The sequence below is a fragment of the Spirosoma oryzicola genome, from assembly GCF_021233055.1.
Classification (GTDB): Bacteria; Bacteroidota; Bacteroidia; order Cytophagales; family Spirosomataceae; genus Spirosoma; species Spirosoma oryzicola.
Map to the genome: position 1 here is coordinate 5561380 of NZ_CP089538.1, position 20903 is coordinate 5582282.

The 20903-nt window shown below is 48.6% G+C and carries 17 protein-coding genes; 3 read left to right on the forward strand and 14 right to left on the reverse strand.

Annotated features, from left to right (window positions below; translation table 11 throughout):
* Positions 1 to 6: 6 nt before the first annotated feature.
* The 13 genes from porV to LQ777_RS23550 form a co-directional block, all read right to left on the reverse strand.
* Positions 7 to 1260 carry a type IX secretion system outer membrane channel protein PorV gene (porV, locus tag LQ777_RS23490; RefSeq protein ID WP_232560354.1) on the reverse strand — a complete coding sequence of 418 codons (1254 nt, stop codon included), beginning with the start codon at positions 1258 to 1260 and terminating at the stop codon, positions 7 to 9.
* A 113-nt stretch (positions 1261 to 1373) separates the two neighbouring features.
* Positions 1374 to 4721, reverse strand: coding sequence for a type IX secretion system sortase PorU (gene porU / locus LQ777_RS23495; protein ID WP_232560355.1), 3348 nt, complete (start codon positions 4719 to 4721; stop codon positions 1374 to 1376).
* 103 nt (positions 4722 to 4824) lie between these two features.
* Complete coding sequence (locus LQ777_RS23500; RefSeq protein ID WP_232560356.1) at positions 4825 to 5433, reverse strand: SprT family zinc-dependent metalloprotease; 609 nt, start codon at positions 5431 to 5433, stop codon at positions 4825 to 4827.
* A 411-nt stretch (positions 5434 to 5844) separates the two neighbouring features.
* Positions 5845 to 6336 carry a GtrA family protein gene (locus tag LQ777_RS23505; protein ID WP_425276916.1) on the reverse strand — a complete coding sequence of 164 codons (492 nt, stop codon included), beginning with the start codon at positions 6334 to 6336 and terminating at the stop codon, positions 5845 to 5847.
* 127 nt (positions 6337 to 6463) lie between these two features.
* Positions 6464 to 7870, reverse strand: a complete 1407-nt coding sequence (locus tag LQ777_RS23510) for an NADH-quinone oxidoreductase subunit N (RefSeq protein WP_232560358.1) — start codon at positions 7868 to 7870, stop codon at positions 6464 to 6466.
* 78 nt (positions 7871 to 7948) lie between these two features.
* Positions 7949 to 9427 carry a complex I subunit 4 family protein gene (locus LQ777_RS23515; protein ID WP_232560359.1) on the reverse strand — a complete coding sequence of 493 codons (1479 nt, stop codon included), beginning with the start codon at positions 9425 to 9427 and terminating at the stop codon, positions 7949 to 7951.
* A 51-nt stretch (positions 9428 to 9478) separates the two neighbouring features.
* Complete coding sequence (gene nuoL / locus LQ777_RS23520) at positions 9479 to 11407, reverse strand: NADH-quinone oxidoreductase subunit L (protein WP_232560360.1); 1929 nt, start codon at positions 11405 to 11407, stop codon at positions 9479 to 9481.
* 86 nt (positions 11408 to 11493) lie between these two features.
* The gene (nuoK, locus tag LQ777_RS23525; protein ID WP_046577146.1) at positions 11494 to 11838 is read right to left on the reverse strand and encodes an NADH-quinone oxidoreductase subunit NuoK; all 345 of its coding nucleotides are present in this window, start codon (positions 11836 to 11838) and stop codon (positions 11494 to 11496) included.
* Between the two features lie 157 nt (positions 11839 to 11995).
* Entirely contained in the window at positions 11996 to 12817 is an 822-nt protein-coding gene (locus LQ777_RS23530; RefSeq protein ID WP_232560361.1) for a 3'-5' exonuclease, read from the reverse strand.
* 105 nt (positions 12818 to 12922) lie between these two features.
* Positions 12923 to 14503: an FAD-dependent oxidoreductase gene (locus LQ777_RS23535; RefSeq protein ID WP_232560362.1), complete on the reverse strand. Its 1581-nt coding sequence runs from the start codon at positions 14501 to 14503 to the stop codon at positions 12923 to 12925.
* Positions 14504 to 14622: 119 nt separating this feature from the next.
* A complete protein-coding gene (locus LQ777_RS23540; protein ID WP_232560363.1) occupies positions 14623 to 15015 on the reverse strand; it encodes an ExbD/TolR family protein in 393 nt (130 codons plus the stop codon).
* Between the two features lie 82 nt (positions 15016 to 15097).
* On the reverse strand, positions 15098 to 15808 hold the full coding sequence (locus tag LQ777_RS23545) for a MotA/TolQ/ExbB proton channel family protein (RefSeq protein WP_232560364.1): 711 nt from the start codon (positions 15806 to 15808) through the stop codon (positions 15098 to 15100).
* Positions 15809 to 15979: 171 nt separating this feature from the next.
* Positions 15980 to 16951 carry a zinc-dependent alcohol dehydrogenase family protein gene (locus LQ777_RS23550; protein ID WP_232560365.1) on the reverse strand — a complete coding sequence of 324 codons (972 nt, stop codon included), beginning with the start codon at positions 16949 to 16951 and terminating at the stop codon, positions 15980 to 15982.
* Positions 16952 to 17114: 163 nt separating this feature from the next.
* On the opposite strand from LQ777_RS23550, the gene LQ777_RS23555 reads away from it, so the two are divergent.
* Both LQ777_RS23555 and LQ777_RS23560 read left to right on the forward strand, forming a co-directional pair.
* On the forward strand, positions 17115 to 17840 hold the full coding sequence (locus LQ777_RS23555; protein ID WP_232560366.1) for an MIP/aquaporin family protein: 726 nt from the start codon (positions 17115 to 17117) through the stop codon (positions 17838 to 17840).
* A 50-nt stretch (positions 17841 to 17890) separates the two neighbouring features.
* Positions 17891 to 18514, forward strand: coding sequence for a uridine kinase family protein (locus tag LQ777_RS23560; RefSeq protein ID WP_232560367.1), 624 nt, complete (start codon positions 17891 to 17893; stop codon positions 18512 to 18514).
* A gap of 55 nt (positions 18515 to 18569) precedes the next feature.
* Here the strand turns inward: LQ777_RS23560 and LQ777_RS23565 are convergent, their stop codons facing one another.
* Positions 18570 to 19625: a ferredoxin--NADP reductase gene (locus LQ777_RS23565; protein ID WP_232560368.1), complete on the reverse strand. Its 1056-nt coding sequence runs from the start codon at positions 19623 to 19625 to the stop codon at positions 18570 to 18572.
* 217 nt (positions 19626 to 19842) lie between these two features.
* On the opposite strand from LQ777_RS23565, the gene nadA reads away from it, so the two are divergent.
* Positions 19843 to 20832, forward strand: coding sequence for a quinolinate synthase NadA (gene nadA / locus LQ777_RS23570; RefSeq protein WP_232560369.1), 990 nt, complete (start codon positions 19843 to 19845; stop codon positions 20830 to 20832).
* Positions 20833 to 20903: the final 71 nt, after the last annotated feature.

The following is a 20903-nucleotide window of genomic DNA, read 5'->3' on the forward strand; positions in this document are numbered from 1 at the left end:
TACCAATTAATAATTTGTATCGTCGCCCGCTGAGTCGTTATCATTATCAGCTCCCACGGCATTCGATCCGTTGAAGTTGAAAAGCAATGAAATACGGAACGTGTTGGCTAACGGACTTCCTTGTTTTACAGGTAGAAGATAGGAGAAATCAACCCCGAATCGCTCTTGCAGGCGCAGACCAATACCCGTTGTAAAATACTTGCGTCCTCCTTTAATATTTGATTCGCCGAAATAACCAGCCCGAACCGCAAACTGATCATTATACCAGTATTCAACACCCGTTGAAACCGTGAACTCTTTTAGCTCTTCGCTCAGACCACCGGGAGCATCGGCAAACGAACCAAATACAGCGCTAAAGTAATTCCGGTTGGGGTCTTTGCCGCGCGAAATCTGATACTGAGTCGGGCTAGTTCCCGCTACTGGGATCGGGTTGCCATTCGCATCCCGTGCGTATTCCGGTGGCGTAGGCACCATTAGTTTATTGACATCGAAGACAAAATTGAACTTGTTATACTGGTCAGCATAATAAGTCAGTGCCGTTCCCAAACGTAGATTTGTTGGAATAAAGTACTGCTCCTGGCCACCATAGTTGATACGACCACCCAGGTTGGAAAGCATACCCCCAAACGCCCAACCGATACCTCTACCCGTAGCATTGTCACGCGCTTCATTCCGATAAAATGCGCTAATGTCTGCCGCAGCGGTAGCACCTGGCTTCAAACCAGGGTTAGACGAACCCGATGCCAGGTTAGAATTCAAATATTTCAGATCAACGCCAAGCGAGAAATTTTGCGAAAGACGCTGTGAGAACGTAGCCGTAACGGCGTATTCTCGCGAGTTGAACGTACCCGCAGCTACACCCGTTGCGGTTGTAAAATTGACCGTTCCTAAATCGAAGTACATTAAAGAACCACCGATAACGGAATTTTTACCAATTTTTGAGTAGCCTGTCAAATAAGTGTAGTACATGTCTCCGATCAGGTCGCGGAGCCAGGGCGTATACGAAATGGATGCCCCCTTCGATTGCTTGGCGAAAACCAGTTTGGAAGGATTCCAGAAGATAGCATTCGCATCGGCATCACCCAATGCCACCCCAGCTTCACCCAATGCACCCGAACGAGCATCTGGCGTGAAATTAAGGAATGGAACTGCCGATGTAGGGATACTTAACTGTCCTGACAGAAGGTTTACCTGGGAAAAAGCGACGACGGGAAAGAAACTGCAAACGCCGAGAATAACACGGAAAAAGTTACGCTTCATACAAAGTGTGTTGGTCAACAACAGCGACTGGTTAAGTGAATAGGACAGTCCTGAACGGTCAAAATTACAACGATTCGTTGGATTAGAAAAAGCAGGTTACTAGAACCACAAAATCATTTCGATAAAATTAGTCGACTACTGCCACCAGTCACTGACCCATCGGCCGCTGACTGTATACGTAATCTGACTATATACAACCCATTTGGTACGGATTGGCCTGAATCAGTCGACCCATACCACGTCCCAATATCGAGCTTAGTTGGACAATCACTGCACTGGCCTGTTCGTTGATTTAGTAAACGGCCATTTTGATCGACTATTTGCCAAGTCCAGTCGAGTGGTTCACCACCTCGATTGTGTTCGACACTTATTGTTGAGTACGTCGTTACGGGGTTCGGACTAGCTTGTAAGCCCCGAAGGGCTAATGCTGGCTTACCCGAGACTACTATGCTCAACGTGCCTTCTGTTGAATTATTGTTTATATCCCACGCTTTTACCCGGACAATATACGCTCCAGGAGTAACATCCAGGAAGGTATAAACAGCCTGCCCCTGTCGACCATCACCACTGGTCGAAACATACGCGTCGTTAAGCACAACAGGCGATTGATCCCCAAGCCGAATAGTCAATTCATGGCCCAAACCAGCCCGTGCCGTATTGATTCCCTGATTATCCTGCAAGCTAATGCGAACCGTTACGTCTGGTCCAGCCACGTGAACCTGCTCCCCATCCAAGGCTCCTCCTTCAACGTGTAGCTGAACAAGGGGCGGTTGGGTGTCCAGACTATCGACTACCAGGCTTCCCCCTACCCGTAAGCTATCGTAGCTGCCAACGGCGTCAAGCAAGCTATCGGACCGGACAGCATACGCATATAACTTAGCCGTTCCCACCGTGTACGAAATATCTTTAGGCATCACGAAACGAACGGCAAACTGACCATTTTTTACGGCTACCTGTCCCGCAAACAGTGTACTTGTGTACGCTTTGAAATTCATCTTAGCGCTTTCGGTACCGAGTGTCGTTTGCGTGGTTGCTTTGTCATAGAGCGTAAGCTGTAGCGTTCCCGTAAAATTATTTAGGCGCCCCCCTCCCTGTTGAATTTCACCTGATAATTCAACGGTTTCCAACGCGCGTAGTGTGTCGGCATGATCAGCGGTAACAGTTCGTCCATTAACCTTAGTGAGCATGACCTGAGCCTGGGGGTACGCCAAACGCATGGACGGATCGCCCAATAAGGCAAAGTTGCGGTTGACAGGGCCGACCAGACTATCATTTTTTGTCAGCCTCATCACATCCCCTAATCGGGACATCTGACCATTGATCGGCGTAAAAACGAATTTGTAAAACGCCTTATTCAGAACAAGGTTCGTATTGGCATACACAGGTCGCGTTGTGGTTAACAGGCCAATTGCTCCACCCAACCGACTTAGCAGCGCTAATTCTGCCCCGGAGTTACTGGCCGGATCATCGTAGCGACCAAATTGGCAGGTAGCGGTCACAAATAAGGGAAGGCGACGGTTTTTCCACGACAAAATATCCTGAAGCGTTACAACCTGTTCATCCGCCAATGTCTCTACGCCACCATGACCGCTATAGTTGATGATCAATCGACCATCAGCAACGGCCCGATTGATTAGCTGGTTAACAATTGGCGATTTTTGTCCACTGGCCGTAGTCTCTTGCGGATACGCATCCAAAAACACGCGTTCCGGTCGGTATGAAGGAGCATTAGTTTCCGTCATGGTCGCTAATGAATTAGCATCCTGCTGATGGATGTTGTAATCACCATCGTCAGCAACGAACATAACCCGTGTTTGCCAGTCACCAGCCAGCGAAGGATCGGAGCTATAACGAATCAGCTTATCCACCACCGTTTTAGCCTCATCAGTCGACTTGACAGGCAAGCGTCCAACGCCAATGTCCATTTTGTAGTCACCTGCGTTTGTTTCAGGCCATTCGCCTTCGTTACGATCCATAAACCCAAAATAGTCGTCGGATGAGTAGCTCAGGACGGGGTGTAACGATTCGTTACTTTCGTAGACCGGCACGGTATTAGCAAGCTGACTAGCGCTGAGTAGCCGGTTTATGTTCCGATAATCGTACGTAGCATCACCAAAGAGCAACAAATAGCGCAGTTGACCGGGCGTTTTTCGGTAAAAATAGCGCACCATATCCCGAATAGCTGTCGGGTCAGGTTTTCCAGAGCCAAACTCATTATAAACCTGTTGCGTTGTGACAACCTGCACCGTCAACTGATCGTGTTCACGCCGAAACGTGGCTAATCGCTCGGCTTCGGCTCGCCATGCAGCTGATGTAACAATTAATAGATTGGGCGTAGTTAAGCTGGCAATATTTTGATTGGCAACTGAAGCCAGAGAAACCGGCGTTTTTAGCTGATTATCGGTGAATAAATAATAATCAGCGCGGTTTGCCGATACCCATCTTGCCTCGGATGCTGGCGACAGCGAGTAAGACTGACTAACTGGAACAAGTGGACTGTCTAAATTCCATACTCGTAACGTAGCTGCTGCCTGTCGAACAGCACACTGGCCAGAATCCAACTGCCGCACCCAAGTTGGCTGATCGTACTGCCGAAGCTCTCGTCGGACCTGAATGCCAATATAATTCAGATAGCCCAGTACTGAGATTGCTCTATTTTTCTGAAACGAAATCGTTACGCGTAAGGGATTTGCAACTGTCGCCGGTTTGACAGAAAAGGTATCCGTTCGGAGAATGCCCTGGTAGTCGTACTCATAGCCAGAAATGCTCGACATCAGTTGTGTCCCAACAAACTGATCGTTTAATCGCACGCGAAATTGCGTGGTAGCCGAAGCCCCGGCTACTACAGACGAGGTAATCCGAACTGGTGCACTCGCTACAATACCAGGAACATCGAAAGGAATTGTCTTAGTGGTATCGTTCGTCATGATCTCACCTAACCATTCGCGTCCTGAGCGCACAGAGGGTATTTTTACCAAATCCTGCTCATGAAACTGATAATCATCGAATGTCGTAACCGTGGCCGTACTGCTCAATGCGCCGGCTGGACGTTCAGCAATGCGTAAGCCCTGACCGCCACCGACGGTTAGGAAGTAGAACGTTGTATCGGTGTAGGGATTAATCTGGTGTTTGAAGCGTCGGGCAAGCGAGTCATACCGAACGACATGTGGACTTTGCCCAAAAAATAACAAAGCATCTCCCGCGTCAAATCGTCCATCGGCTTCGCCATTCACGAGTATGGCATTTTCTAGAAGATCAGATGCACGTTGGGCAGCATTTGGCTGGGGCAATACCGCGCCACCGTTTCCATACAGCCTTAACGTACGGGGATCAGCGCTAGCGAAGGCAGGATTTATGCGGGCTAATGTTGCCTGATCTAACCGGTAAACGCCGGATTCTACAACGCCAATCTTGATCCAGGTTCCTTCCTTCAGAACCGACTGAGCGTGAACGTTCGGCAAACTAGCAATCGATAGCCAGACCGTTAGACTAATGATCCACTTAACCGAGTTTGTACAAGACTCTCGTGTACCATTTACCCAATAAGTATCGATCGTGAACCGCTTAGTATTGTTCCACCCATGCATGAGCTAAAATTGCGTATGACTTTCCTGTCGATACTTCTTTACAAACGATACGAGTTCGACGTAACGTGCCCCGCACAAAGGTCTTTTTATCAAATTGAAACGATTCTCCCTCCGGCACATCGCGTAACAGCGTTCGATTGTGGCTAATGCCGCTCAGGGATACCTTATCGACTTTGCGCAAAGCAGTCATTAGAGCCGGGTTTGCATATGTAGTAGCGGCTGGCCTGATCATGTATCGTTGAAGTGGATAAAGAATATCCACGGGAAAGACAGCTTCGGTCATGAGCGGTTGTATAAGCCGCTGAAAAGCTATCTGCCAAGCTTTCCCGTGTGGTTGAACCCGCCTTCGGTAGGCACGATTTACCTCAGCATGAGCCACCTCATGGACATACGTAATCAGGAAAGCGTACGAATTCAAGTCTGCGTTTACCGTAATCTGCGTTTTGCCATCAGGAAAAACGCGAAAATCACCCAGACGAGTCCGGCGTGGTTTTACCACTCGAAAATCGAACTTGTATTGCTGCCACAGCTGGCGACAGTAGCCATCTGTTCCTAGCGGAAAATAGGTAGTAAAAACGTCGGACAAGGTCAAAATGAAAAAAGCCTTATAAAAATAAGGCTTTTTAATTCGATAAGGAAGTCAACGAATTACTTCGCGCTGTCACTAGCCATTGTCGAAGCTGAATCCGTCGTCATAGACGAATCGGTAGCCATCGTGGTCGTGTCAGTCGACATCGTAGAGGTAGACTCAGTTGTAGTTTCTTCCGTTTTTGGTTTGCTTTGGCAAGCAGCGAAAGTTAACATGCTGCCTACAAATAAGAGAGCGAATACTTTTTTCATTGTCCTTGAATGATCTTTGAGATTTGCACTGCAAATATACTTTTTTTCTTAGTAATGCAAACTTTACTCTTCTTAGAATCTCTCAGCGGGAAGAAACCGAAGAAAAGTCCAATTGTCAATTATACATTTCAAAGACTTGTGTGAATAAGCAACGGACTTAAACCTTCTCTTTCTCTCGCTGTGAACGTAGCCGGATCTTATCATACATGCCGGTACTACGAAACGTAAGCAGTTTATGACCAAAATAATTTGCCATGAAGCTCATGCCCATGCCGACAACGTGAGAGCCTTTCTCACGCCAAAGCTCGGGGGCCTTCGGAAACAAAGGATTGGCAAACCACTCCAAGGTGTATTTAGACACGTACACCTGGACGACAAGCGCTACCAAAGCAATAAATAAAAACTTTACAATTTCGCGGCCCGTATTGCCGGTCTTAGCTGCCGAGAAAGCAAAAAGCTTTGTGGGGATAAACGTTAGAACGGTAGCAGTAAGATAGCCCCAGAGAACACTCGTCGCGTAGTCGAAGTAATTACGGTAAAAAATCTGGCTTATAAAGTTGATGGACGCTCCGAGCAAAGCCGTCAGAAAGAACGAAAAAATATTCTTGAATTCTGTAGGTTTCGGCTGTTCTATACTGCTCACGTTCACGTTCTGGCCAGGAAAAAGACAGTTGATTTGTCTGGTGATTTATCGTTAAAAGTACGACTTTGACGCCAAACGTGGTCCAAAGCGAACGCTTTTACTTAGGCTATGGGATTAAATAGTTGGTTACTAGTTAGAAAAGACCTTCTAACAAACCTGGAGCAATTCCCAGCCCAATTGTTAAAATAGTGGCTGCGAGTAGCACGTATTGGTAAAATGGAGCTACCCGAATCGGCTCAGTCGCGCCCTCCCGGAAGTACATGGCAATGATAACCCGGAAGTAATAGTAAATACCAACGGCAGACATCAACACCGCTACTACCAATAACCAGATTTGTCCTCTTTCAACGGCTGTTGAGAACATATAAAATTTCCCCCAAAAACCGGCAGTTAATGGAATACCCGCCAGCGACAGCATTGAAACAGCCATTGCAAAGCCCAAGAGCGGATTTTGACGAGCGAGCCCATTGAATGCGTCAAAGTTTTCGCTCGTTACACCCTCACCCGAAAACGTCTGTGTGCTGCGCTGTTGAGCAACCAGCAGTAGAACGCCAAACGCCGAGATGGTAGCCACTGAGTAAGCCAGCGAGTAAAACACGATAGCCTGTTTAGTTTGTGTGCCTAAAGCCGCTAAGCCCAGCAACAGATACCCCGCATGCGAGATGCTCGAATACGACATCATGCGCTTAAAGCTGTTCTGGTAGACGGCTGTTATGTTGCCCGCAACCAGCGTTATAGCCGTGATGATTGCCAAAATGGTCCACCAGAAAGAGTAAACACCGACAAACGACACGGACAACAGCCGGAAAAGAGCGGCAAAACCTGCCGTCTTAACAACGGTTGACATAAACGCAGTGAAAATGGTAGGTGCGCCGTCGTACACATCGGGCGTCCAGAAATGGAACGGTGCAGCCGAAACTTTAAACAACAGGCCGATCAAGAGCATGAGCAGCCCCACGTACAGCAGCAAAGAAAGACCCATCTGCGCGTTAGCCGCGTAACCTCGGATACCAGCTAAGGTAAACGAACCAGTTGCTCCGTATAACAGCGCAATGCCAAACAGCAGGATACCCGTTGTAAATGCACCCATCAGGAAGTACTTCAGCGCGGCTTCGTTGGAACGCAGGTTGCGCTTGTCACTACCGGTAAGCACGTACATGGCAACAGATAAAATCTCGACACCGACAAACAGCATGATCAGGTTTTCGAACCCAACCATCATGATCGCACCAACCAGCGAAAACAATATAATACTGTAATATTCAGCCGGTTGCGCTGACTCATCATCCATAAATTTGCTTGACAGAGCTACCACCATAAAGGCTGACCCGAGTATAATGGCCGTTAAGACCATAGTCAGGTTGTTGGTCCGTAGCATGTCGTTGAAGTACAGGTATGTCTTGTTCCAATCAAGGAAGTTAACGACTAACGCCAGCGACAGGAAGAGCAGCGTTGCAGGTAATAGCACCGTCTTTGACTTAAGAAAGCCAAGGAACAGAAGTACAATGCCAAAAACCGATAACAGAACGATGGGAAGCATATTTGTCTGATTTTCCGTTTTCAGTTGACCAGTGCGTACTGTGAGGCATTACCTGATTAACCGAAAGCTTTTCTGTGTTTATTTCAAGGAAACCGCCGTTGTACCGATGTACTTCATCAGATTAGCGACAGCCGGTTCAGTTACTTTTAAAAACGTATGAGGATAAATGCCAATCCAGAATACCATGACGACAAGGGGGATAAACACCCAGCTTTCGGAGCTAGTCAAGTCGGCAAATGATTCGGTACGGGAAGAGGTTGGACCAAACATGCTTTTCTGGAACATCCGCAGCATATATACCGCACCAAAAATAATGGTAAACCCTGCGGCTAGACCCAGGTAGTGGTTATACGTGAAGACACCGTGCAGCAACAGGAACTCGCCCACAAAGCCATTGGTCAGCGGTAGGGCAACGGAGCCAAGCAGCATAACCATGAAGAAAACGGTCAGCTTCGGCGTTGTGCGGGTAATACCTCCCAGTTGATCGAGCTGACGGGTATTGGTCCGTGAGAAGATCACGTCAGCCACGAAGAACATACCGACAACATTGATGCCGTGCGCCAACATTTGCACCAGAGCCCCCTGCATACCGGTTTCGGTCTGCGAAAAAACACCAGCCGCCATTAGTCCCACGTGTGAGAACGACGAATAAGCAATCAGTCGTTTCATATCTCGCTGACGAATGGCAATGATCGATCCGTAAAGAATGCCGATTACCGATAGGATAATTGCTGTTTTCCCCCAGGTTTCGACACCGAGTGGTACCACAGGAAGGATGAATCGGATTAGACCATATACCCCCATCTTGAGCATAATACCGGCTAGCAGCATTGTTGCTGGAGTTGGCGACTCGACATACGTATCAGGCTGCCACGTATGAAAGGGGAAAATGGGCATCTTAATGGCAAACGCAATAAAGAACGCCCAGAATACCCAGTTTTGCGCTTCGGGCGTCAGCTTAAGCTTGTAAAAGTCTACGATAGCCGAAGAGTGAGGAGCGGTAGCCGTTGCGGGTGTTTGGTAATACAGGTACACCAGCGCAAGCAGCATGAATAAGCTACCAAAAATCGTGTAGACAAAGAATTTGAAGGTAACAGGAATACGGTTTTCTCCGCCCCACATCGCGGCCAGAAAATAGATCGGAATTAGGGCTGCTTCAAAAAACAGGTAGAACAGGAAGCCGTCGCGGGCGGTAAACACACCCACCAAAGCAGCCTGCATATAAAGCATCAGAGCGTAAAATAAATTAGGCCGCTCATAGCTCCGGTCAAACGTAGAAAGTACAATAAATGGTACGATCAAGCCAGTCAATAACACCAGCAGGACACTGATTCCATCGATACCGGCGCTAAACCGAATACCTAACGAACCAATCCAGGGATAATCGAATCCAAACTGTGAGGTAGAATCCGGCTGGAACCTTGAGAAAGCAAAGCCTGCTACTGCTAATTCAATCAATGCAGCAACCAACGCTACTTGTTTTACCCGCTCTCCCTGAAGCAACAAAATCAACGTAGCAGCGACGACCGGGAAAAGAATCAGGAATAGTGTAAGCATATAATGAGTGTCGATGGGCGATTACGAGTACTCGTAATTCGTTGTAGCTAACTAAAACCGAATGAAAAACCGCAGCGCAAAAATGGCGGCAATGCTTAACACCATGGCGAACACGTAGAAACTGATGGAGCCATTCTGGAGAAGCCGAAGTTGGGCTGAACTCTGACGAACCAGCCAGGCAACCCCATTGACAATACCGTCAATAAGTCCTTCACCGAAGCTGTAGAGGGCATCTCCCAGACCACGAATGGGCCGTACAATAATCGTTTCGTACAGTTCGTCTACGTAGTATTTATTGTACACAACCTGTTCAGGCAAAGAGCGTTCTGCACTATCAGGAGCAGGAACCGCCCCACGGCTGATGTAGGTGACGTATGCGATCACCAAAGCGAGTAAAGCAACACCTGCCGAAACCGCCATCAGGATATATTCGGTACTATGCTCGATTGTCGATTCGGCAAATGCTTCTGGATTTACCTGACGCGACCCTTCAAACAGCGGAGCCATGAAATCACCAAGCCAGCCCGAACCCGGCAGGTTCAAACCACCGCCAATGGCCGATAAAATAGCCAGAACAACTAGCGGAGCAGTCATCGTAGCGGGTGACTCGTGCAAGTGATGCCGCTGTTCTTCTGTTCCCCGGAACTCACCAAAGAACGTCAGGAACAACAAGCGGAACATGTAGAAGGAGGTCAGACCGGATCCTAGCACACCAAGAGCCCACAATAGTTTGTTATGTTCGAAAACGTGCGCTAGGATTTCGTCTTTCGAGAAGAAACCAGCAAACGGCGGCAAACCGGAAATGGCGATTGTTCCGATCAGAAACGTAATAAACGTAACAGGCAAGGCTTTGCGCAGGCCGCCCATTTTCCGAATGTCCTGTTCATCGGACATAGCGTGAATGACGCTACCCGCTCCCAAAAACAATAAGGCTTTAAAGAAGGCGTGGGTAATTACGTGGAACATGCCCGCCGTATAAGCCGTTGCGCTCAAACCTAGAAACATATAACCCAACTGCGAAACCGTCGAGTAAGCCAGTACTTTCTTGATGTCGTTTTGCAGAAGGCCAATGGAAGCCGCCAGTAAAGCAGTAGCAATAGCGATGTAACCAACGATTTCCAGCGTCAGCGGAGCCAGCGTGTAGAGAACGTTTGAACGAACGACCATGTAAATTCCCGCCGTTACCATCGTCGCTGCGTGGATCAGGGCCGATACGGGCGTTGGTCCCGCCATAGCGTCCGGAAGCCAGGTATAGAGCGGAATCTGAGCCGATTTACCCATCGCACCGACAAACAGCAGAATGGTAATCAACAGGATGGTGCTATCACCAATCGGTAAGCTCGTCGCTTGCTTAAACACATCGACATACTCAACCGTACCGAATGTGTTGATGAGCATGAAGATACCGAGCAGAAAGCCCAAGTCACCGATTCGGTTCATGACAAAGGCTTTGCGAGCGGCATTGTTGTAGCTCGTGTTTTTGTTCCAGAAGCCGATCAGCAGATAAGAACAAAGTCCAACGCCTTCCCAGCCAATAAACATGATGACGTAGTTCGAACCCATCACCAGCAAAAGCATGAAGAACACGAACAGATTCAGAAACGCCATGAATTTGCCGAATCCTTCATCGTGGCTCATATAGCCAATGCTATACAAATGGATGAGCGTTCCAACGCCAGTCACGACCAGCAGCATCAACAACGATAACTGGTCAATCTGAAAGGAAAAGTTAATGTGAAGATCCCCGACGCTGATCCAGTCAAACAGGGTTGCGACAAGCGGCCCGGCATTGTCTACACGTCCGGCGTTGCCGATAAATGCGCCAAACAAATAAGCCGATGTCAGAAAAGAAGCTAGTACAGCAACTGTAGCGATGACTCCGGCTAAGCTCTTGGGTACCCGCCGAAAGCCAATACCGTTGATAAGAAAACCAATCAACGGAAAAAGCGGAATTAATGCACTGAGTAATTCTATTTTCATTAGTTGTAAGTCGATAGTCGTTGGTCAGTAATCAGTATTGTGACGAATAAGTCAGTTTTTCTACCGAATAAGCACCGCTGACTGTTTTACCATTTCAACTTATTAAGCAATCCAACGTCAATGGATCGGGTATTTCGATAAATCATAACAATTATAGCCAGACCGACCGATACTTCGGCAGCCGCTACAGCCATAATAAAAAAGACGAAAACCTGCCCCGACGAGTCAGAACGATAGGAAGAGAATGCGATGAGTAATAAGTTGACGGCGTTGAGCATCAACTCAATCGACATAAAGATGATGATAGCGTTGCGCCGGGTCAGTACACCAATGATGCCGATGACGAACAGCGCGGTGCTGAGAATCAGGTAATACGTGAGCGGTATTTGCTGAATGACTTCCGGAATGAGGACGTCCTGCGTGGGTTGCATGGCTTGCCGGTTAATAGAAAGTATGGCAAATGTAAAGATTATTCGGGCTTGCTCAAATTCGGGCAGCCAGGGTAGACCGTGAATTTGGGCAATTAATAAGGCTATAGTCCAAATTGGAGCATTATTTTTACCACATTCGGCCTTGAATTCTACTTATTTACTTTTTCGCATGGCCGTTGCTGAACATTCTCAACCGAATTTCCGTTAGCCTCCGCTTGGTATCGAGTGGAAATTCGCCCTTCAACATCCAATCGTAGAACGAAGGCTCTTTCTTCAATACTTCCAGCACAGGCAGTCCTTTGTGTTTGCCAAAATTGAAAACCTCTTCGCCTTTTTCGTTGATAACAATCCGGCCAGCTAAATCGACATTTTTGTTGGCGGTCAGGCTGTGAAGCATATCCACATCGTTGTCAAAAACAACGTCCTGTCCGCTATCTGCTTTGGCGACCATGCCCATGTAACGCTGCACCTGCGCATTAAGCACTTCCAGCGACGCAATCGTGTCGGCTTCGGCCCCGTGCGCACCAACTAACTCTTTGTTGCAGTAGAATTTGTAAGCCGCCGACAGATTACGTGGCTCCATAAGATGAAAAATACGTTGTGCATCGACCATCCGACGGTTTTTCATGTCAAATTCGACATTAGCGCGTAAGAACTCCTCAACCAGTACGGGAACATCGAACCGGTTGCTGTTGAATCCTGCCAGATCGCAACCGTCCATAAACTGCGCTAATGTGCGGGCGACGGATTTAAAGGGAGGGGCATCCTTTACATCATCGTCATAAATGCCGTGAATCAAGCTCGACTCCAACGGAATAGGCATCCCAGGGTTAACGCGCTGGGTTTTAGTAGCTACTTCACCATTTGGTAACGCCTTAATGATGCAAATGTCAATAATACGGTCTTTCGCTACGTTTACGCCAGTCGTTTCGAGGTCAAAGAAAGCGAGCGGTTTTTTGAGTACAAGTTGATGCGTCATAACCAAACCGAATAAACAACACGGTTAGGCCACAAAGGTAAACTGTTTGATGGACAAGTTGTGCGCAAGCAATTAACTATGCGTTAATTACACGATCAAGCTCGTTTAGACTTCTTTCAACCGATCTACCCAATTGACACCCTGCCGGACCTCATCGACCGATGGCATACGACCAGCTTGCATCAGTTCCCGGATGGCAATAATATCCTGATCGCGCTTTAATCCAGCCGCTGCCTTAATTTGATTTTCCTGTACGTAGAAGGCGAGAAACGATTCATCAGTTTGCGGATCACCGTCGTAGATGATATCGTCAAAATGATCGGCGTGGCCAACGTAATTGATTCGTTTGCCGAGTTGATTGGTCCAGAAAAAAGGAACTTCGTGGTAAGGCTGCTCCCGACCAGCCATGTTCAAGCCAGCAACATAGCCTTGTACGCCCGCAACTTTCCAGTGTTCAATTCGTTCGCTACCGTCTGGAGTCGGATAGTGAGCGATGTCGCCAGCCGCATAAAGATCATCTGCCAGCTTGAGGTAAGCGTCCGTTTTGACCCCGCCGTCTTTTTCGAGTGGGATACTTTTCAAGAAATCCGTCTTTGGATGTACACCTAAACCCAACAGGACAAGATCAGCCGGAAGCCGCTGCCCATTATCCAGCAGTACTGCCTTGACCGCATCGTTGCCTTCTACCTGTGCTACTTTACAGCCCAAATGAAAGCGAATACCTTCTTTTTCGTGCCAGCCTTGCATCAGCCGACCGATTTTCTCGCCTAGTGTTTTGCTAAACGGTACAGGCTCCGGGCTAACCACGTCTACTTCGCAACCTAGCTTGTGCATACTCATGGCTCCTTCCAACCCAATGAACGAGCTACCCACAACAACGACGCGCTTTCCCGACTGTCCCAGTTCGCGAAGACGCTGGCTATCGTGCAGTGTACGGAGGGTATAAACGCCTTGCATATTGACGTCTACATCCGGCAGCAAATTAGGCTGGCCCCCTGTGCAGACCAGAGCCTTATCGTAGGTCAGCGTTTCGCCGGAAGCCAATTCGATTTGCTTTGTAGTAGGATCAAGCGAAGCAACACGCTGGTTTGTCCGGATGTCGATGCCATAATCCTGATAGAACTCTTCCGTACGAAGTGGCATCCACTCGTCAGGCGCTTCCCCTTGTAAATAGTCTTTCGAACAGTTGGGCCGGTCATACGGTCTTTCCTGGCTTTCAGTAAGCACCGTAATTTTGCCCGTAAATCCGCCTTCCCGCAAACCTTCTGCAGCAAAGGTCGCGGCTCCTCCTCCACCCACGATAACATAGGTTTCCCCATTCGTGGGATCAGGCGTAACCATTGGATTTTCGAGACTTTCCTTATTCGTTGTCAGGCGGACAAACACCTGATCATTTTCGATTCGCACCTCGTGCGTGGGTAATCCGTTGAGGGCTGGTGCTTCTAACCGATGCCCGTCTCTAACATCGAAGCAGGCATTATGCCAAGGACAAACGAGCCGGTGTCCGTTGAGTAGTCCCTTTGCTAGTGGACCCTGATAGTGCGTGCATTTCGGATGAAGCGCGTAAAACTGGCCATCAGCGCGGGCTAGCAGCACATCCGTATCACCCACTTGAACTTCTTTCAGTTGACCATCAGCAAGGTCATCAACGTGACAGACGGCGGCTTCGGTGTAATCAGCGATCATAGATAAAGACAACGGTTAGGTTCGGTGTCCTATAAACTACGAAGTCGGGTCAATTGATTGAAGAGAATAAAAAAAGCCGTTGCAGTGCTGCAACGGCTTACCACTCTTTCAAAATTGTCTTATTTCGACGTTGCCATCACCATTTTGATGTTCAGCTTGGCACCCGTTTGTAACACATCGACCAGATCCTGGACCGTCAGCGATTTGTCAAACCGTACGACAACCGTTGGCTCGGCAATGCCAGCCATGATTGTTTTTAGCTCCGTTTCCAGACTAGCGGCATCAACGGGCTTTTTATCGATGAAATACTGCTTTTTATCATCGACCGACAACGTCACCTGTTTTTTGCTCAACTGCTGCGACGATGACGCTTTGGGCAGCATCAGCTTGATAACATTCGGATTTGCTACCGTCGAAATGATGAGGAAAAACAACAGCAGGAAAAACATGATGTCGTTCAGCGACGATGTCGCGACCTCGGCAGCAAATTTATTTTTTCTTCGAAGTTTCATAGTAAGTAAGGCACCAGATAACGGCTGTTAGCCCGAAAAGTACCAGTTGATTCGGCTCATACTACGGCCGAACCCCGGAATCCTATCGCATCCGAGCGGGTTCAGCCGTCGGTTTCTGGAGAACTTCGATAAACTCAAATGCATTCATCTCCAGTTGAAGCGTGAACCGCTCAATCATCATGTTCAGCAGGTGATACCCCGTGTACGAAATAACCCCGACAATCAGACCGGCACCGGAGGTGATCATTTTCTCGTACAGACCACCCGCAATAATACCAACGCTGATGTTGTCCGATAAGGAGATGTCATAGAAGATACGAATAATCCCGGAGATGGTCCCGATAAAGCCAAGCATCGGAGCGATACCGGCAATAATACCCAGATAGCCCATGTTTCGCTCTAGCCGTGACAATTCGATCTGGCCAACGGTTTCAATCGTGCTTTCGATTTCCTTGATTGGCGAACCAATCCGACCGATTGCTTTTTCGAAAACGCGTCCCATAGCGGTGCGCTGATTCTTGGCAAACGACTCCGCCGATTTGATATTTCCCTGGGCTACCATATCCCGAATATTATCGACGAAGTTCGGGTCGCTTTTCGTTTGGGAGCGAATCACAAAATAGCGTTCAAAAATCAGGTAAAGCGCCGAAAAGAACAGCAGCGCAATGGGTATCATAACCCAGCCGCCCTTGGCAACCAGATCAAATAACTGTAAACTTTGTGGTTGGGGGGCCGCCGTGGCTGACAACGACGCGGCCGTGGTGTCAACGGCCGGAACCTGAAGCAAGAGCATACGAACGAGTCGGGTAAGTGAGTGAGTTTGACCAGCTGTTGTTTTGACACAAACGAGCCGCTTTCCTCGGATATTGTTTCAAAGATAGTGAAGCCTGTTTTATACAAACGATAAACTTAGGCAGTGTACGCTAAACCTACAGGCTAAACTACCCATTTTTTGGTAAGCTAGTCAAGGTTTGATAAGAATTTTACCCCGCCGTCCTGGTCGCTCGGCATGTTCGGTCGCTTCGGTAATCTGATCAAGCGGGTAAGACGCTTCAACGGGCAACTGAATTTTTCCCGATGCCAACAACCGCACTACATTCTGAGCAACATCCTGCCGGGTCTGGCTGTCAACACGGCGCATCCAGTCCGTAAGCCAGAATCCTTTAATCGTTAATTCTCTAAAAATCAGCAGCCCGGCATTAATAGTTGGGTCCTGCATACTCATCAATCCATAGATGATCATGGTTCCTGCTTTGGCCAGACAGGTTAAGGCTTCGGTAGCAGTATGTCCACCCACAGCATCCAGCACGCAGGCGACACCAACTCCATCGGTAATTTGCTTAACACGAGCGGCTAAATTTTCGGTTTCTACATTGATAACTTCGGTTAACCCCAATGCTTTCAATTCTTCATCAAGATCATCGCGTCGAACGGTACCAATGGTCTTGATCCCCCGCATCTGGCACAACTGAATGACCAATTTTCCGAAAGCCGATCCAACAGCGGTAATCAGTAGCCAGCCACCTTCCGGCACACCCGAATCCTGCACCATTGCGTAAGCCGTAAACGGATTGACAAATAGTTGCGCTCCTAGGTCGTCCGAAATCTCATCGGGAATGGGCACCAGCGCTTTTTCGTGCGCCAGCGCGTACTCCGACCATGAGCCAACACCGCTAAAGCTCACTCGGGTGCCGGTCGGTATCTGAACGCCCTCGCCGACGGCATCGACAACACCTACGCCTTCGAAACCAGCTCCCGACGGTAGCTGTGGCCGAATACCGTACAGATTCTGGACAAACATGATGTCCGACGGGTTGATCGGTGCGGCAATTACCTTCACGCGCACTTCATTTGGACCCGGCTCGGGCAGTGCTACTTCAGTTGCTTTCAGGATTTGGCCGGGCTTGCCAGTCTGCTCAAAAATGATGCTTTTCATAAGCGTTGATGCGTTGTCATTGTAAATGTGTTGAAAATATGATTTAATTCGCACAAACTATTCCTAAACCTTGAGATCAAGCGTCAGCCGGTAAACACTCATTGGTAACAGCAGTGCCTTTATCCCAACGATTATAGTACCGGCTGATAGCTCGTATTGTTCAATGCAGACTTCTCCCTTTATCGGCGAATTAATCGGCACAGCCGTGCTACTTTTCTTAGGCAACGGTGTTGTTGCCAACGTTGTTCTCAAACAAACCAAGGGTGAATCTGCCGGCTGGATTGTTATCACAGCCGGGTGGGCCTTCGCGGTAACCATGGGCGTTTTTGTGGCGAAATCGTTTGGAAGCGTTGATGCACACCTGAATCCAGCAGTCACCGTAGCCTTTGCGGTTGCCACCAACGACTACAGTCACGTTGTTCCTTACATAACCGCACAGTTGATCGGTAGTTTTATCGGGGCAACGCTGGTCTGGCTGCATTATTCTCCCCACTGGGCGGCTACCCCCGATCCAGCAGACAAACTCGCTTGTTTTGGTACAGGACCTGCCATTCGGAAACCAGGTGCCAATTTTTTAAGCGAGATGTTAGCTACGCTTGTTCTTATCTTGGGTCTGGCCGGAATATCGTCTAAAAACCTGGGGGAACTCGCTATTGGTGTTGGACCGTATCTGGTTGGTATCCTGGTTTGGAGCATTGGGCTTTCGTTGGGTGGTACCACGGGGTACGCCATCAACCCTGCTCGTGATCTGGGCCCACGACTCGCGCATGCCGTATTACCAATCCCCAGTAAAGGCACTTCCGATTGGGCTTACGCCTGGGTACCCATCGTCGGGCCGCTGGTTGGCGCTATCATCGGTGGCTTGTTCATTCGTTTCTTCACGCTATAGGACAAAAGAAGCAACAAACTGGTTTGTGTTCTCCGTATCTTTGTTCTATTATGGCAACCAAACCGTTTATCGTCGGTATTACCGGCGGCAGTGCTTCAGGAAAAACATCCGTTCTAAAGGATATTCTTAATGCGTTTACCGAAGACCAGATTTGCCTGATTTCACAGGATAACTATTATCGAACGCTCGATTTTATTCCGGTTGATCAGAACGGCGTTTATAATTTCGATCTGCCCGTAACGATCAATCACGAACTGTTTGCAGAACATTTAAGTCTGCTGCACGCGGGGCAAACGATTGAAGCCAAAGAATACACGTTTAACAACCCGAACGTGATTCCCCGGATGCTGATCTACCGCCCTACACCGATTATTATTGTTGAAGGACTGTTTGTTTTTCACTTTCCCGACGTAGCTACTCAGCTCGATCTGAAAGTGTATATTACCGCAAAAAATAGCATCAAGCTCGACCGGCGGCTTAGCCGTGACCAGGCCGAGCGAGGTCTTACCGAGGAATTGATCAATTACCAGTGGAAACATCATGTACGTCCGGCTTACCGCGAGTTCGTAAAACCGCATAAGGACCAGGCAGACATTGTTATTCCCAATAACTTACACTACCAGAAAGGTTTAGAGGTTTTATTAGCCTTCCTGAGAACAAAAGTAAATTCATGATATGGCTGGTGCCCCGCCGAATTGGGCAATCGTTGATCAGGCGAGGCACTATCTCTTATACCTCAATCACAACGTCATCGCTTTCGGGATAGCCAGTGCAGGTCAGTACCCAGCCTTCGCGCAGGTCGCGTTCAGTAAGCACGTCGTTGATCGTCATGTGTACGCTCCCCGACTGACAGCGAGCCACGCAGGTAGAGCACCGTCCTCCCCGGCAGCTGTAGGGCAAAGCAATACCTTCATCCAGCGCAGCCTGCAAAATGGATTTGTAAGCAGGAACCTGAATTTCGATTTCCCGTCCCCGAAACCGAAGTAACACCGTCCGATCCTGGGCGATGATGGGTGGTGGGGTCAGCACGACAGGTTCTACAACGAAATTCTCCCGTCGAATCTGGTCAGCGTGAAACCCACTGAATACGAGTGTAAACTGCACCATGCGCATGTAATCGCCCGGTCCGCACACGAAGAAATGGCTTGTTTCTCGATTTGATTTACCGATCAAGGTCGGCAACAAGCGTTCGAGCATAACATTATTGAGCCGTCCGCGCAGACCGTTCCAATCCTCGGACGGATTGCTCAACAAATACAACAGTCGAAAACGATCGGGAAATTGACGCTGAAGATCGGCTAGTTCGTCCCGAAAAATAATACTTCGTTCATGGGTGCTGCTGTACAGCAACGTCACGCGCCGATGCGGTTCAGTACGTAAAACTTGCTTGACCAGCGCAAACAGTGGCGTAATACCGCTCCCAGCCCCCAATAGCACAACATCCCCCGGCAAGTTCTCATCCAGTGTAAATCGTCCGGCGGGTGGTAAACTCGTTAGTATGTCTCCGACACGCAGGGTATCAAGCAGCATTCGCGAAATTTCGCCGTTCTGAACGCGCTTGATCGTCAATCGCAACGGCTCGTCGGCAGTTGAACTAAGCGAGTAAGATCTTCTTATTTCATGCGAATTCGGGCCGCTCTCGCCGTGTTGCAGAATCAATGTTAGAAATTGTCCGGCACGATGCGGAACAGATCGGCCATCAACAGATTCCAGGTAAATACTTTTAGTGTCAGAAGTTTCTGCCTGGATGCGAACAACGCGAAGCTTAAGAATATCGTCGGTCATGGACACTTATACTTTAGGCCAAAACGAACCAAATGGGGTCTGTTGTTTGAAAGCCCAAACGATTTCCCCAAATTCGCCCGGCGTGGACTCGCCCAGCATGGAATGTCCGACGTGGACTCACCCGGCAGGTGCCCGCAAAACTCACTACTGCCTAAACGGTGATTGTGACATTTTACCGTTTTTTAGTGTTTTATCATAAACTACCTATTACTAGTAAATGGAAGCGCTTTTGGAAGAAGTTCAGCGAGTTGGTTACGTAAACGAACCCGTTGCCGACGATATCGATTTGGTAGCCGAGATTAAGCGGCTGAAAGCAGAAAAAAACGCCGTTATCCTGGCGCATTATTACGTTGATGGCTCCATTCAGGATATTGCCGATTACATTGGCGATAGTCTTGGCCTGAGCCAGCAAGCTGCCGCCACCCCCGCCGATATGATTGTATTCTGCGGTGTGCATTTTATGGGTGAAACGGCGAAAGTGCTGTCCCCCGAAAAAAAGGTGGTTATACCCGATCTTAATGCCGGCTGTTCGCTTGCCGATTCAGCCCCGGCGGATAAGTTCGCGGCTTTCAAAGCGCAGTACCCCGATCATATTGTGTTGTCCTACATCAACTGCTCCGCTGAAATAAAAGCGCTGTCGGACATCATCGTCACTTCGTCAAACGCATTGCAAATTGTCGAGAGCCTGCCTAAAGATCAGAAAATCATCTTCGCCCCCGACGCGAACCTTGGCCGCTTTGTCGCCCGAAAAACAGGCCGGGATATGGTGCTTTGGGACGGTGCCTGCATTGTGCACATCGATATTTCGCAGGAGAAATTAACCAAACTTCGCCAGCAGTACCCTACCGCTAAGTTTATCGCTCACCCCGAATGCCAGGAACACATTTTGAGCCAGGCCGACTACGTGGGTTCGACAACGGCGCTGCTGAAGTACGTGGTTGATAGTCCGGAGCAGACGTTTATCGTAGGAACCGAGGCCGGTATTCTTCACAAGATGAAGCAGGCGGTTCCTCACAAGAAAATTATTCCGGCACCCGCCAGTCAAAACAATACGTGTGCCTGTTCCGAGTGTCCGTATATGAAGATGAACACGCTGGAAAAAGTGTACAATGCCATGCTGTACGAACAGCCGGAGATTATTGTTCCGGAAGACGTGCGCGTCAAAGCGTACGAGTCAGTGGCTCGAATGCTGGAATTGAGTAAGTAGTAACGATTCAGAAAATAGCTTTATCATCTTTTGAGTGGTAGCCCGGTGCGCACCGGGCTTGTTCAATTGAC